Origin of the sequence: Ureibacillus manganicus DSM 26584 (genome assembly GCF_000772945.1) — a bacterium.
Lineage (GTDB): Bacteria > Bacillota > Bacilli > Bacillales_A > Planococcaceae > Ureibacillus > Ureibacillus manganicus.
In genome coordinates this window covers 95530-109178 of record NZ_JPVN01000004.1, presented here as the reverse complement: position 1 = coordinate 109178, position 13649 = coordinate 95530, and the positions used below count along the sequence as shown (strand labels likewise).

The following is a 13649-nucleotide window of genomic DNA, read 5'->3' as shown; positions in this document are numbered from 1 at the left end:
AAACACCTATTCTAATTGAAATATGTAACGATTCTATACTTTAAAGCGCTAAAGGTCAAATACTTATTAGTATGCTATCTAAATTTTTATATTAAAATGAAATATTAACGAAATTTTAAGTTCTTTATATTCAAATTTCAATTATAAAATCGTAAAATTCTGATAATACGAAAAATCAAAAAATTATATACAACCTCATTGTTATTAATGTCCTCATCTTTTCCTTTTTACCCTGTACATATTCTAAAACAATAAAAATAGTGCCGAGTGATTTCTACACTCAGGCACTATTAATCGTTATGCTAAAGTTTTGTCTTTTTTGGCTTGAACTAATAAGCCGCCGCCTTCTTTTAAGTATTTGATCATTCCTTCTACTGCGTGATATGTTAATGCAGCAGCAGTTGTTGTAGGATTAGTGCAGCTAAAGTGTGGGAATGCACTTGCACCACATACAAATAAATTATCCATATCCCACAATTGTAAGTATTTATTTACAGCAGATGTATTAGGATCACTTCCCATAATGACACCACCCGCGTTATGTTGGAATGAAAGACCACCAGTGAAATGTTCAGCCATAGGGAATGGTAGTATATGAGTGGCTCCCATTTCTTTTAATATTTCTACATGTTTTTCTTGAATGAATTTATGAATTTCACGATCATTATCAGAATAATCCCATGTCATGCGAATTAACGGATCTCCGCTTTCGTCTTTGTAAGTTGGATCTAAATCTAAATAATAATCTTTGTATGGTAATGTTGCTTTTTGACTGAATAACATTAGTCCACGATAAGTATAAAATAAGGATATTTTCTTATATTCTTTACCCCAACCTGGTGTACCAGGAGGTGTGATTGTCCCCATTGGATTCGGACCTACTACACGTTGTTCAATTTGTCCCCCATGCAAAAAATTTAAATTGGTATGGTCAAATAAGTCTCCTGTAAACTCTGTTACTGCCATCCCATAAGCTCCTGTTGCTGCATAATTATTGAATTTCATTTCGTCAAATAATCCATAACTAATCGTAATTCCATGGTGGTCTGTAAAGTTCTTTCCAATCACACCAGTTCCAGTTACTGGATTATACGGTTCTCCGATCCCTGATAACAAAAGTAATCTTGTATTATTAAATACATAACTCGATAACACAACTAAATCAGCTGGTTGTTCAAATTCTTCACCTGTACGTGTATCAACATAAATAACCCCAGTAGCTTTTCCATCACTATGCAAAATACGTGTTACTTTCGCATGTGTACGGAGGTCAAACTTCCCAGTTTTTTGTGCGGTAGGTATTACCGTTAATACAGGATCCGCCTTTGCCCCGTACTCACAATAGTTACTCCCACAGAATGCGCAATATTGACAGGCATTTAATTGCTCTCCATCTGGATTTGTATACGTTTGCGAAACTGTACCAGTTGGTATCATAAATGGTTTGTATCCTAACTTTTTCGTTGCGGCTTCGAAAATTCTTAATCCTTCATTTTTCTTCAATGGTGGATTCGGGTATGGATTTGAGCGGTCAGGATAATTTGGATCAGGTTCTCCAGAAATGCCAGCCATTTTTTCAAACTTATCGAAATACGGTTCTAATTCATCATACACAATTCCCCAGTCCTGAATTGTCATGTTTTCTGGAATTTTTTCTTCACCATATCTTTCAATTGTTTTAGTTCGAATTTCAAAATCATATGGATAATAACGGTGTGTTTGAGCTCCCCAATGACTACCTCCACCGCCTATCCCTTCTCCAATCACAGCACGTGTTTTATCACGAATAGGCCTTGCTTCTTGGTTTAATGTGTTTCGATACGTATAACTTTCAGATGTTAATTTCTCTAAACCTTCTCCTCTATTTGGATAACGAATTTGATCATGTGTTAACTGATAATCTTTAATATTTTTTTCTTTACCTTTATCAAGACCTACAACATTAAAACCAGCTTTTGTTAGTTCAGATGCAACTATTCCGCCCATCCAACCAACACCAATTGTTACAACGTCTACTTTTGGCAGTTTATTAGCCATTCTTTACCTCCTAATCATATATGAATATGGTTACTTAAACTTTGTGGTTTTTTCACAACAAATTCTTTTTTCTCAATTACATCAATATGGGACATAATCGCACCTGGAAACTCTGCCATTATCCAACCTTCCATGTTTTTGTTTCCACCATGCACCGGATCACAGAAACATCCTTCAATGGTTAAAGTGCGAAGTAATCCAAAGAATGCTGCAGATGTTGTTAATTCCAGGGGAACATTACCAGCTTCAAATTCTTTTAATATCGCAATTTGTTCTTCTTCTGTTAAGTCTTTAAATAATTTTTGATGTTTACTTTGTGCAGTTTCATTAATTTTTCGAACACCTTGTAAAACAATTTCACCTCTTGTTAAAGGTGACTCGCCTGGTTTAAACGGTCTAACCATATAATCATCTGTATTTCTTCCCCAAGGCGAAGCGAGTTGTTTATCAATATAAAATGGAGCACCTAGTTTAATGGCTCCAGGTCCATGTTCATCCTCTGGGTAAATGACCTCCGTTGCAGCACTTAATGCAAGAAAGTCTTCTAATCTAGTAAAGAATAGAAGGGCATCAGAGTAGTTATGAGTTACATGCGTTTCGTGAGAGTGAGTTTCTCCACCCGCCGCTGGTACTTCCACCTCAACCTCTACAGGTACTTGTACTTCAACTTCTTTTGTAACCGTTTCCGTTTTACTTAAAAAAGTCCCCCCTAAAGCTCCCCCCAGAACTAGACCCCCAACTGTTAAACCAGAGTTTTTGAGGAATTCCCTTCTACTTGTAGGTTTCTCTAAAATTGGATCCTTTTTTTGTTCTTCAGACATACATGTCAAAAAACACTTTGTAAAATTTTTATCAATGTATGAATATAAAAGCGCTTTCATTCATTTAATGGAGTATAATATATTTCATTTTTTTAGGAGTTTGATAATCCTATTTACTTAAAGTGGGTGATAGAAAATGAGGCAAAAGCAGGACCAAACAGTTATTGAACATCTTGAGGAATTAAGAAAGAGATTAATTATTGTTGCTATTACATTTACCATTGCAATTGCAGTTGGATTTTGGTGGGCTCCTACTCTATTAAATATATTAAAGGAACAGCCATCTGCTATGGGTGTTGATTGGAATTTGTTCGGCTACACAGATGGTATCCTGATTTACTTGAAATGTGCTTTTATCCTGGCGCTTCTTTTCACATTACCGGTTGCATTACTTCAAATCTGGCTTTTTGTTAAACCGGGTCTAACAGATCAAGAAGCTAAAAATACGATAGCCTTTGTTCCAGTTTCATTTTTGTTGTTTCTAACAGGTTTAGGATTTAGCTACTTCATTCTATTTCCACTGATGCTAGATTTTTTATCCTCGATTAATACATCTATTGGCGCAACTGAGACTTATGGGATTAATCAATATTTCACACTGTTATTTAATTTAACGATTCCTATAGGAGTTGTATTTGAATTACCGGTTGTTATTTTGTTTTTAACAAATCTAGGAATTGTTAATCCTACAAAACTTCGGAAAATGAGAAAAGTTGCATATTTCATCTTAATTGTCGTAGGTGTTTCCATATCACCGCCTGATTTTATCTCGGACTTTTTAATTATTATTCCTTTATTATCATTGTTTGAGATTAGTATTTTAGTTTCTAGCTGGTCTGTGAAAAGGCAACAAGCAAAAGAAATGAATAAAGAAGTTGTTAATCATAATGGGTAACAAAGTACTTTTAATATAAATAAGGGGGAAATATGATGCCGAATATAGGAATATCCGGGTTAATTATTATTTTAGTGATTGCTCTAATTATTTTTGGACCTAAAAAACTACCTCAATTGGGAAGAGCGGTTGGTGAAACGTTGAGGGAATTTAAATCATCAACAAAAAATATTGTAGATGATGTTGCGGATGACTTTAAGATTGAGGATTCAAAGGAAACGAATAAAGAGAAAACTACAAATATAAACTAGACAGAATTTAATAGAAGAAAGCAAAAATAGTGCCGAGTGATTTCTACACTCAGGGCACTATTTTGCATTATGCTTAGGTTTTATTTTCTTCGTTTAGACTAACAAGTCATCCAGTTCCTACGAATGAAGTGGGAAAAGGACTCCGAAATTGTAAGCGATTGAGTATACGAATGTAAAAAGGATTAAAAAGGAAACAAACACAATACTTTTTTTCCTTAACAATAAATATACGACTATTGCAAGACCAAAACCAAAGACGAAAACAGAGTACCAAGGGAATACACTTTGAGTTAAAAACATGACATGAGCAAAAATAGCCGTTAAAAATATACCCAGCAATGCTTGTAAAACTAAGTTAAGTTCTTCTTTATAATGCTGATTCACACATTTCCCCCCCTTACGCTTTAATCTATAGGCATCTCCAATCTATTACTAGTTTAATAACTTATAATAGGGAGCGCATTTTAAGTGTACCATATATTTGAAGATATGGAACTGATACACTAGAGGGGAACGCCTCTTGTCATAATATGGAGGTTTTTAGCTTGTTTTTAATTATATTAAGATTTTGTAAACTGACTATTGTTTGCAGTAGCAGTCTGTTATCATGGGAAATATGAATTTTTATAGTTGGAGATGAGTATGAAAAAATTATCGCTAAAAACACTTTTTGAAATTTTGTTTATATCTACGAGACTTGGTTTGACATCCTTTGGAGGACCAACTGCACATCTTGGATATTTTCACGAAGAATATGTTCGGAGACGAAAATGGATCGATGAAAAAAGTTACACTGAATTAGTGGCGCTTTGTCAATTTTTGCCTGGACCTTCTAGTAGCCAGGTCGGAATTGGAATTGGCGTGGTTCGTGGAGGAATCATAGGCGGGATTATCTCTTTCTTAGGATTTACAATGCCATCTGTTATAGCCTTAATCATCTTTGCCCTAGCAGTAGATGGTTTGAATTTAGGTGAGGCTGGCTGGATACACGGGTTAAAACTAGTAGCGGTTGCGGTTGTCGCTCATGCTGTGCTTGGAATGGCTAAAAATTTAGCCCCTGATTTAACGAGAAAAGCTATTGTTCTTTTCGGATTATCCGTTGCTTTGTTGTGGGAGACAGCATATTCACAAATAGGAATTATCTTGTTTGCGGCTGTTTTAGGGTTTTTCATTTATCGTTCAAATCAGGATAGTGGGGAACCTTCAACGCACTTCCCAATATCTAAACGGTTTGGGGCGATCTGTCTTACATTGTTCTTTGGCTTATTAATTGCCCTACCGATTTTACGAGAAGTCACAAAGTTAGAATGGGTAGCAGTGTTTGATAGTGTTTATCGAGCAGGATCATTAGTATTCGGTGGTGGGCATGTTGTATTACCTTTACTACAAAGCGAATTTGTTCCATCAGGTTGGGTGAGTGAGGAAGCATTTCTAGCGGGGTATGGTGTAACTCAAGCTGTGCCTGGTCCACTATTTACATTTGCTGCTTACCTAGGTGCAGTGATGAATGGATGGGTTGGTGGATTACTTGCTACTCTTGCAATTTTCTTACCTGCATTTTTACTTGTATTTGGTGCACTTCCATTTTGGAATCAACTTCGACAAAACAACAAAATTAAAGGTGCGTTTATTGGTGTTAATGCAGCAGTGGTAGGAATCTTGATAGCAGCATTTTATAAACCAATCTTTACGACATCTGTTTTCCTTCCAATAGATTTTGCTTTTGCAGCAGTTTTATTTAGCATGCTTCAATTTTGGAAATGCCCACCGTGGGTTGTTGTACTAACTGGGGTAGTAAGTGGGATTGTCCTTCAATATATTAATTTCTAAACTTATGAAAAAATCGTTACGGAGAATTTACCTCTCCATAACGATTTTTCTTTTTATCGCCCTTGCCAAATATGATAAAGATTATTATTTTGTCCTCTTGCAAATACATCCGTACGGTTAGGTCCCCACGAAACTGCTGCAGGAGCACTTGTTAGGTTTCCACCAAGGTTTTCCCAATCACTCCAGCGGGAACCGTTCCAAGTTCTTCTATATAATCTGTTACCTGTACCTCTCACAAATACCTCGAGGCGGTTTGCACGAGTTGATGAAACAGTTGGAGCGCTAGTTAGTGTTCCGCCAAGGCTCTCCCAATCACTCCAATTGCGACCATCCCACCATTTGTGAATAAGATCGTTGTTTTGCCCTCTAGCAAACACATCAATTCGATTTGGACCCCATGATACAGCTGCAGGTTCTGAGTTTAGATTTCCACCAAGGTCAACCCAATCAATCCAGCGCGAACCGTCCCACGTTTTTTGGTAAAGTCGATTATTATTCCCTCGAACAAATACATCTAATTGATTTGAACGACGTGAAGAAGCCGCTGGACCACTCGTTAATACCCCACCGAGGTTCTCCCAATCATTCCATCTACTACCGTCCCACCATTTATGGTAAAGTGCATTGTCTGTACCTCTTACAAATACATCTATGCGGTTTGGTCCCCAAGAAACTGCACCAGGAGGGCTCGTTAACACACCACCAAGACTTTCCCAATCGCTCCATGAACGTCCATCCCACCACTTGTGGTAAAGCGTATTATCTGTTCCACGAGCAAACACATCTAAACGATTTGCTTGCCATGATGAAACAGTCGGAGCACTTGTTAACACGCCTCCAAGGTTCTCCCACTCAGACCACCCAATACCAGGTTGTTGACCAGGTATCGGCTCTGGCCTAGGCCCCGGTCCAGGACTAGGTTGACCTCTTTTCATTTCATTCAACGTAATCTCAATTACTCTTGTTAATACACGGTCAATCGTGTTTAAAGGAAGATTTAAAGACTCAATAAGTAAGTTCACCCAAGGAGTTTCTCTTTGGAATAATCGATAAATTTGACTAGCAGATTGATTTTGATTAGCTTGATTAATTGTATAGTTTACAACAAAGAAAAATAGTGCCTCTGACAATTGTCTACTGACGCCTGCACGTTCCATTTGAGAATATAAATTATTATGTTCGGAACGAAGTGTTTGCAACACTTGCTGAACAGTTGGTCTTCTAGTTTGTTGAACATACATAGGTTGATTCACTTGCGCGTAGTAATTCACTGGAACAAGATTCACTTGTGCATAGTAATTATTTGGAACTTGATTCTCTGGATAGTAACCAGGAACATTTCCACCATAGTAATATGGGTAACCATAACCATTATTCATGTACATTAGCCCATAAGCCTCCGTTTTTCTTTTTAATGTATGCAAATGTACCGGGGTGCTAGGGGCAAACGCCCTATTAGTACACTTTTTGAAATTCAATAGTTTTCATTATAGATAAGAACAAGGAAGTCCTTAAAATGACCGAAGGCAAAAAGTCGGCTTTTTGTAGAAAATAACTACAATATATAGAAAAATAGATACTTTGTTAGAATTTCAAAAATAATAATAAAGTAGTTATTTTATAAAGAAAATTGACATTTTACGTAGTTGAATATAATAAAAAATCAAAAGTTTAATAATAAAACAATTCTATTAATGGAAAATTCAAAAAAGACAGAAAAATCATACTTTACTAAAAATTGAATATAAATTAATATTGAGGAAGTAAATATAAAAAAGAAGATATGAATGTAATTTATTATTTGAATATTTTGTCTATTTTAATGATTTATTCAAAAAAAAATATATTACTATTTTATCTTCTAGTTAAAAGGGGGAAAGGTCATGAAAAGAAACAAACTAAAAAGATTTGCTTCGATTTTCTTAGCAGGTTCTTTAGTAATCGGGGCTTTAGCTGGGTGTAGTTCAGGGGGATCATCAAGTTCGAACTCAGATGTCATTAAAATCGGTGCAAACTTAGAATTATCTGGAGGGGTAGCATCATTTGGTCAATCGATTTTAAAAGGTGCTGAGCTTGCAGTTGAAGAGATTAACGCAAAGGGTGGAATTGACGGTAAGAAAATTGAATTAGTAACTGTTGATAACAAATCAGAAGTATCTGAAGCTACAGCAGCTACTCTTAAATTGATGACTCAAGATAAAGTACATGCAATGATTGGACCAGCTACTTCAGGTAACATGAAGGCAACAATCCAAACTGCAACTCAAAATAAAATTCCAGTTGTAACAGCTTCAGGAACTGCTGAAGGTTTGACGGTAAATGAAGACGGGTCAATTAATGAATATATTTTCCGTACATGCTTCATTGACCCATTCCAAGGAGTTGTAGCAGCAAACTTCGCAACTGAATTTGGTGCAAAAAATGTGGCAATCTATGCTGATAACTCAAATGACTATGCAAAAGGCTTAGCGAAATCATTTAAAGAGCAACTTGAGAAAAATGGTGGAAACATCGTTGCTGAACAAGCTTATGTAGCAAACGATGTGGATTTCAAATCTACATTAACTTTACTTAAATCTTCTAATCCAGATTTCATCTTTATCCCTGGATATTATCAAGAAGTTGGGCTAATTGTAAAACAAGCTCGTGAAGTAGGTATTGATGCAACTCTTATGGGTGGTGAAGGTTGGGAATCTCCAACTCTATTAGAATTAGCTGGTGCTGATGCTTTAAACAATACGTATTATGCAAATGCATTCTCAGCTGATGATCCTGCTGAAATTATTCAAAACTTCCTAAAAGGCTATGAAGAAAAATTTGGTGAACAACCAAATGGATTCGGCGCATTAGGATATGACACAGTTTACTACATTGCAGATGCAATTGATCGTGCAGATTCTCTTGATGGGGAAGCTATTAAAAATGCTTTAGCGAGTACAAAAGACTTTGAAGCAGTAACAGGTACATTTACAGTTGACGAAAATCATAATCCAATTAAATCAGCAACAATTTTAGAATTCAAAGACGGCAAAACAGTTTTCAACTCTAAAATTAATCCTTAATGCAAAAAAAAGGGGGCGCTTGCTGCCTCCTTTTTCTTTTACAGAAGGAACCAATTTATGCATCTTTGAAAATGTAAAAACATTGATAAAACAGCAATTGGAAAAGGAGTGAGAAATATTATGGAATGGCTCCAACAACTTGTAAATGGTATATCACTAGGTAGTATTTATGCATTAATTGCTTTGGGGTATACGATGGTATATGGAATTATAAAATTAATTAACTTTGCACATGGTGATGTGTTTATGCTTGGTGCATTTATTGGATTCTTTGCAATTGCTAGATGGGATATGGGCTTTTTCCCAGCATTATTACTTGCAATGCTACTTTGTGCGATTATTGGGGTAATTATAGAACGAGTTGCCTATAAACGTTTAAGAAATGCTACTCGTATTGCAGCGTTAATAACTGCAATCGGGGTTTCATTGTTAATCGAATATACAGTGATCTTCTTCCGAGGGGCTACACCAGAGGCATATCCACAAATAATGGCAGAGACTTCTATTAACTTTTTAGGTGCAAATATTAGCACAAAATCTTTATTAATTTTAATGGTAACGATTGTACTAATGCTTCTATTGCAATTTATCGTGCATAAAACAAAGATTGGAAAAGCAATGAGAGCTGTATCTCACGATGCAGATGCTGCAAGATTAATGGGAATTAACGTAGATAATACAATTTCAGCAACATTTGCTATTGGTTCTGCTCTAGCTGGTGCGGCAGGTGTTATTTTCGGATTCTACTATACTCGAATTGATCCTCTAATGGGTATATTACCAGGCTTAAAGGCATTTGTTGCCGCAGTACTTGGTGGAATTGGTAGTATACCTGGTGCAATGGTTGGTGGTTTAGTTTTAGGAGTTGTTGAATCAATTGTTAACGCAGTTGGCTACTCACTATGGCGAGATGCAGCAGCATTTGTCATTCTAATTTTCATTTTAATTGTAAAACCATCAGGGATATTCGGCAAAAACGTCCGAGAGAAAGTGTAGGTGACTGTAAATGAAGAAATCTAAAGCTTTTCTAGGCTATAGTATTTTAGCACTAGTAATCTATGCTGTCGTTCAAGGCATGATCATGGGTGGAATGATAGATTCATACTATCAAAACATACTAGTTACAATGTGTATCAATATTATGTTGGCTGTGAGTTTACATATTGTAATTGGGGTCACGGGACAATTCTCAATCGGTCACGCTGGATTTATGGCTGTAGGGGCTTACTTCAGTGCTATCGCTACAATGGAATTCGGTTTACCATTCTCTATAGCAATAGTTATTGGTGCAATAGCTGCTGGGTTGGCAGGATTATTAGTAGGTATTCCAACATTACGACTTAAAGGTGATTATTTAGCAATTGCCACGCTTGGATTTGCAGAAATAATACGTATTGTTTTTGTTAATGTCGATTATGTTGGTGGAGCTGCTGGTATGGCAGTAAATCAGATGTCAAACTGGACATATGCTTATCTTGGAGTAATTGTTACAATTCTTGTCATCTCTAATTTCACAAATTCCCGTCACGGCCGTGGATGTATCTCAGTCCGTGAAGATGAAATAGCAGCTGATGCAATGGGTATTAACACGACGTATTACAAAGTAGTTGCATTTACAATTGGTGCAATTTTTGCAGGAGTGGCTGGATCAATTTTTGCACATAACTTCTTTATCATTCAACCGACAACGTTTAACTTCCTAAAATCCTTTGATATTTTAATTTTAGTCGTATTAGGTGGATTAGGAAGTCTATCTGGATCAGTAATAGCAGCAGTTTTCATAACGTTTATATCTGCTTATTTAGCGAACTTTACAGAAACACGAATGATTATTTATTCTCTTGTGTTAATTCTAGTTATGCTCTATCGTCCAACAGGGTTAATGGGTACAAAGGAAATTACACAAATGCTGAAGTTTGGTAAAAAGGGAGGTTCAAATGTATGACGGAACTTCTAATTAAAGCGGACAATGTCGGTATTCAATTTGGTGGTTTGAAAGCCGTACAAGGATTCAATATGTATTTAAATAGTGGAGAACTAGTCGGACTGATTGGGCCAAATGGAGCCGGAAAAACAACAACTTTTAATATGTTAACCGGAGTATATCAGCCCACAGAGGGGTCAATTACTTTCGATGGGAAAAGTCTAAAAGGTCTTCAACCATACCAAGTAACAAAACTAGGAATTAGCCGCACATTCCAAAATATTCGTCTATTTAAAGACATGACTGTCCTTGATAATGTAAAAGTAGCGAATCACAATGTTGCTAAGCATTCCATCCTTTCATCCATTTTCCGTTTACCTGGACATTTTAAAGGTGAAGCAGATATGGAGAGACAGTCGATTGAGTTTTTAAAGATATTTGGACTCGATAAATATAAAGATGAGTTGGCTAAAAATCTCCCATATGGGATGCAACGACGCCTTGAAATAGCGCGAGCTTTAGCTGCAAAGCCAAAACTATTATTGTTAGACGAGCCTGCAGCGGGGATGAACCCACAAGAAACACAAGATTTGATGGAGTTAATCGCCTTTATCCGAAACGAATTTGATTTAACGATTTTACTAATAGAACATGACATGCATTTAGTTATGGGAATCTGTGAAAGAATTTACGTGTTAGACCACGGACAACTGATCGCAGATGGACTACCGGAAGAAATAAGAAACAATCCGAAAGTAATTGAAGCTTACCTTGGTGAGGAGGTTGTTGAAGATGTTAAAAGTTAATAACATCGATGTATTTTACGGCAATATCCATGCCTTAAAAGGTGTCTCCTTAGAGGTAAATGAAGGGGAGATTGTTACATTAATTGGTGCAAATGGAGCGGGGAAATCTACTTTATTAAAAACTTTGTCCGGTCTCTTAAAACCCAAAAGTGGAGACATTACTTACCAAACCAAGCAAATTGGAGGAAAGCCGGCGCAATCAATCGTAAAAAGCGGAATATCCCAAGTTCCTGAAGGCCGACGAGTATTTGCTAACATGTCAGTAGAAGAAAATCTTGAGTTAGGCGCTTATTTAAGAAAAGATCGAGATGGCATTAAGAAGGACTTGGCGAATGTTTTTGAGCTTTTTCCACGATTAAACGAGCGCAGAAAGCAACAATCGGGTACTCTTTCTGGTGGAGAGCAACAAATGCTAGCTATGGGCCGTGCACTTATGGCAAAACCAAAGCTACTTTTGTTAGATGAACCTTCAATGGGACTGGCACCATTAATCGTAAAACAGATCTTTGAGATTATTAGAATGGTAAATTCCCAGGGGACTACGGTTTTATTAGTTGAGCAAAATGCCAACATGGCGCTGTCGATTGCGGACCGAGCGTATGTTATTGAAACCGGTAAAATAGTACTTAGCGGTACTGCAAAAGAACTTCAAGAAAGCGAAAAGGTGAAAGAAGCTTATCTTGGTGGGGTGTAAAAAGGGAAGGCGATATTTCTGTCCAAGTGGAAGTGTGGACTAGGAGTATCGCCTTTTTGTAGTTACCTACTACTCAAAGATAAAAAACATGATATCTATGGAAAACTGTCCTCGAGACCGCTTCTCAAGGACAAAAAAATTAAAAATATCGAAAAGATGTCCTCGAGACCGCTTCTCAAGGACAAAAAAATCAAAAATATCGAAAAGATGTCCTTGAGATCGCTTCTCAAGGACAAAAAAATCAAAAAAATCGAAAAGATGTCCTCGAGATCGCTTCTCAAGGACAAAAAAACCAAAAATATCGAAAAGATGTCCTCGAGACCGCTTCTCAAGGACTAAAAAATCAAAAATATCGAAAAACTGTCCTTGAGACCGCTAAACAAGGACAAGCATGCCCTGACCCAGTATCCATTAATGAAAATCACTCAATATATCGCAAGCTAGTATAAATAAACACTAACCTATGCATTCTTCGGTCTATAATTCAAAAGCCCAAACAATTCTGTACGTTCCTTCTCAGTTAAGTCTCGCCATTGGCCTACCTTCAAATTGCCTATGTGTATATTCATTATTCTAATTCTTTGTAACCTCTTAACGTTATAACCTAAAGCTGAGCACATTCGGCGAATTTGGCGGTTTAGCCCTTGCTCTAAAATAATTTTAAACACAAGTGAAGAAACTTTCTCTACTCGACAAGGTAATGTTGTTGTGTCTAGGATCTCTACACCCGAAGACATTCTTTTTAAAAATGAATCCGTGATTGGTTTATCAACCTGTACTACATATTCTTTTTCGTGATGATTTTCAGCACGTAAAATTTCATTGACGATATCTCCATCGTTCGTAAGCAATAGAAGCCCTTCCGAGTCTTTATCAAGCCTGCCGATATGAAAAATTCGCTTCTCGTGTCCAACGAAATCTACTACATTTCCTTTAATATGCTTTTCAGTTGTACTCGTAATTCCAACGGGTTTATTTAATACAATATAAACAAGTTGTTCTTCCTTCTTAACAGGTTTACCGTCCACACAAACAGTATCCCCATCTTCAACTTGACTACCTACTGTTGCAAGCTGACCGTTGATCGTTACTTTTCCTTCTTCAATTAATTTATCTGCGCCTCTTCTTGAGACAATTCCTGTTTCGCTTAAGTATTTATTGATTCTCATAAAATCTCCTACAAAGATATTTAGATTTAGTATATAACGGATTTCCCTCTACTAACCAGTGTTAACAAGGCCGAACATTAATATTAACTATTTTACATTATTCCTATGAACTTTCTTCTCTTTTTGTCGAAAAGTTTTCTATTAAAAATAGTAAGTTTCA

13 protein-coding genes are annotated in these 13649 nt (G+C 36.5%); 8 read left to right on the top strand and 5 right to left on the bottom strand.

What is annotated here, in order from left to right:
• Positions 1-297 precede the first annotated feature (297 nt).
• Positions 298-2037: a GMC family oxidoreductase gene (locus CD29_RS04325; protein ID WP_036183302.1), complete on the bottom strand. Its 1740-nt coding sequence runs from the start codon at positions 2035-2037 to the stop codon at positions 298-300.
• Positions 2038-2051: 14 nt separating this feature from the next.
• The gene (locus CD29_RS04320) at positions 2052-2858 is read right to left on the bottom strand and encodes a gluconate 2-dehydrogenase subunit 3 family protein (protein WP_036183300.1); all 807 of its coding nucleotides are present in this window, start codon (positions 2856-2858) and stop codon (positions 2052-2054) included.
• A gap of 136 nt (positions 2859-2994) precedes the next feature.
• On the opposite strand from CD29_RS04320, the gene tatC reads away from it, so the two are divergent.
• Both tatC and tatA read left to right on the top strand, forming a co-directional pair.
• A complete protein-coding gene (gene tatC, locus CD29_RS04315; RefSeq protein ID WP_036183297.1) occupies positions 2995-3753 on the top strand; it encodes a twin-arginine translocase subunit TatC in 759 nt (252 codons plus the stop codon).
• A 32-nt stretch (positions 3754-3785) separates the two neighbouring features.
• Positions 3786-4004, top strand: coding sequence for a twin-arginine translocase TatA/TatE family subunit (gene tatA / locus CD29_RS04310; RefSeq protein WP_036183294.1), 219 nt, complete (start codon positions 3786-3788; stop codon positions 4002-4004).
• 117 nt (positions 4005-4121) lie between these two features.
• Here tatA and CD29_RS04305 read toward each other — a convergent pair whose 3' ends face one another.
• Positions 4122-4388: a hypothetical protein gene (locus CD29_RS04305; RefSeq protein ID WP_036183290.1), complete on the bottom strand. Its 267-nt coding sequence runs from the start codon at positions 4386-4388 to the stop codon at positions 4122-4124.
• Between the two features lie 258 nt (positions 4389-4646).
• On the opposite strand from CD29_RS04305, the gene chrA reads away from it, so the two are divergent.
• Positions 4647-5834, top strand: a complete 1188-nt coding sequence (gene chrA / locus CD29_RS04300) for a chromate efflux transporter (RefSeq protein ID WP_408056596.1) — start codon at positions 4647-4649, stop codon at positions 5832-5834.
• A 53-nt stretch (positions 5835-5887) separates the two neighbouring features.
• On the opposite strand, the gene CD29_RS04295 is transcribed toward chrA, so the two are convergent.
• A complete protein-coding gene (locus CD29_RS04295) occupies positions 5888-7219 on the bottom strand; it encodes a DUF346 domain-containing protein (protein WP_235801773.1) in 1332 nt (443 codons plus the stop codon).
• Between the two features lie 498 nt (positions 7220-7717).
• Here CD29_RS04295 and CD29_RS04290 point away from each other — a divergent pair, with 498 nt between their 5' ends.
• The 5 genes from CD29_RS04290 to CD29_RS04270 all read left to right on the top strand — a co-directional run bounded on the left by CD29_RS04290 (position 7718) and on the right by CD29_RS04270 (position 12320).
• Complete coding sequence (locus CD29_RS04290; RefSeq protein ID WP_036183283.1) at positions 7718-8896, top strand: ABC transporter substrate-binding protein; 1179 nt, start codon at positions 7718-7720, stop codon at positions 8894-8896.
• Positions 8897-9016: 120 nt separating this feature from the next.
• A complete protein-coding gene (locus CD29_RS04285; RefSeq protein ID WP_036183280.1) occupies positions 9017-9892 on the top strand; it encodes a branched-chain amino acid ABC transporter permease in 876 nt (291 codons plus the stop codon).
• 10 nt (positions 9893-9902) lie between these two features.
• A complete protein-coding gene (locus CD29_RS04280; RefSeq protein WP_036183277.1) occupies positions 9903-10841 on the top strand; it encodes a branched-chain amino acid ABC transporter permease in 939 nt (312 codons plus the stop codon).
• On the top strand, positions 10838-11626 hold the full coding sequence (locus CD29_RS04275) for an ABC transporter ATP-binding protein (protein ID WP_036183274.1): 789 nt from the start codon (positions 10838-10840) through the stop codon (positions 11624-11626). The genes CD29_RS04280 and CD29_RS04275 overlap by 4 nt, the downstream gene beginning before the upstream one ends.
• The gene (locus tag CD29_RS04270; RefSeq protein ID WP_036183269.1) at positions 11613-12320 is read left to right on the top strand and encodes an ABC transporter ATP-binding protein; all 708 of its coding nucleotides are present in this window, start codon (positions 11613-11615) and stop codon (positions 12318-12320) included. The genes CD29_RS04275 and CD29_RS04270 overlap by 14 nt, the downstream gene beginning before the upstream one ends.
• Before the next feature lie 461 nt (positions 12321-12781).
• On the opposite strand, the gene rluF is transcribed toward CD29_RS04270, so the two are convergent.
• Complete coding sequence (rluF, locus tag CD29_RS04265; RefSeq protein ID WP_036183267.1) at positions 12782-13489, bottom strand: 23S rRNA pseudouridine(2604) synthase RluF; 708 nt, start codon at positions 13487-13489, stop codon at positions 12782-12784.
• Positions 13490-13649 lie beyond the last annotated feature (160 nt).

Bases quoted from the DNA above. Each gene is read 5' to 3' on its own strand.
- CD29_RS04325 (WP_036183302.1), bottom strand. From the start codon at position 2,037: ATGGCTAATAAACTGCCAAAAGTAGACGTTGTAACAATTGGTGTTGGT.
- CD29_RS04320 (WP_036183300.1), bottom strand. From the start codon at position 2,858: ATGTCTGAAGAACAAAAAAAGGATCCAATTTTAGAGAAACCTACAAGT.
- tatC (WP_036183297.1), top strand. From the start codon at position 2,995: ATGAGGCAAAAGCAGGACCAAACAGTTATTGAACATCTTGAGGAATTA.
- tatA (WP_036183294.1), top strand. From the start codon at position 3,786: ATGATGCCGAATATAGGAATATCCGGGTTAATTATTATTTTAGTGATT.
- chrA (WP_408056596.1), top strand. From the start codon at position 4,647: ATGAAAAAATTATCGCTAAAAACACTTTTTGAAATTTTGTTTATATCT.
- CD29_RS04295 (WP_235801773.1), bottom strand. From the start codon at position 7,219: ATGTACATGAATAATGGTTATGGTTACCCATATTACTATGGTGGAAAT.
- CD29_RS04290 (WP_036183283.1), top strand. From the start codon at position 7,718: ATGAAAAGAAACAAACTAAAAAGATTTGCTTCGATTTTCTTAGCAGGT.
- CD29_RS04285 (WP_036183280.1), top strand. From the start codon at position 9,017: ATGGAATGGCTCCAACAACTTGTAAATGGTATATCACTAGGTAGTATT.
- CD29_RS04280 (WP_036183277.1), top strand. From the start codon at position 9,903: ATGAAGAAATCTAAAGCTTTTCTAGGCTATAGTATTTTAGCACTAGTA.
- CD29_RS04275 (WP_036183274.1), top strand. From the start codon at position 10,838: ATGACGGAACTTCTAATTAAAGCGGACAATGTCGGTATTCAATTTGGT.
- CD29_RS04270 (WP_036183269.1), top strand. From the start codon at position 11,613: ATGTTAAAAGTTAATAACATCGATGTATTTTACGGCAATATCCATGCC.
- rluF (WP_036183267.1), bottom strand. From the start codon at position 13,489: ATGAGAATCAATAAATACTTAAGCGAAACAGGAATTGTCTCAAGAAGA.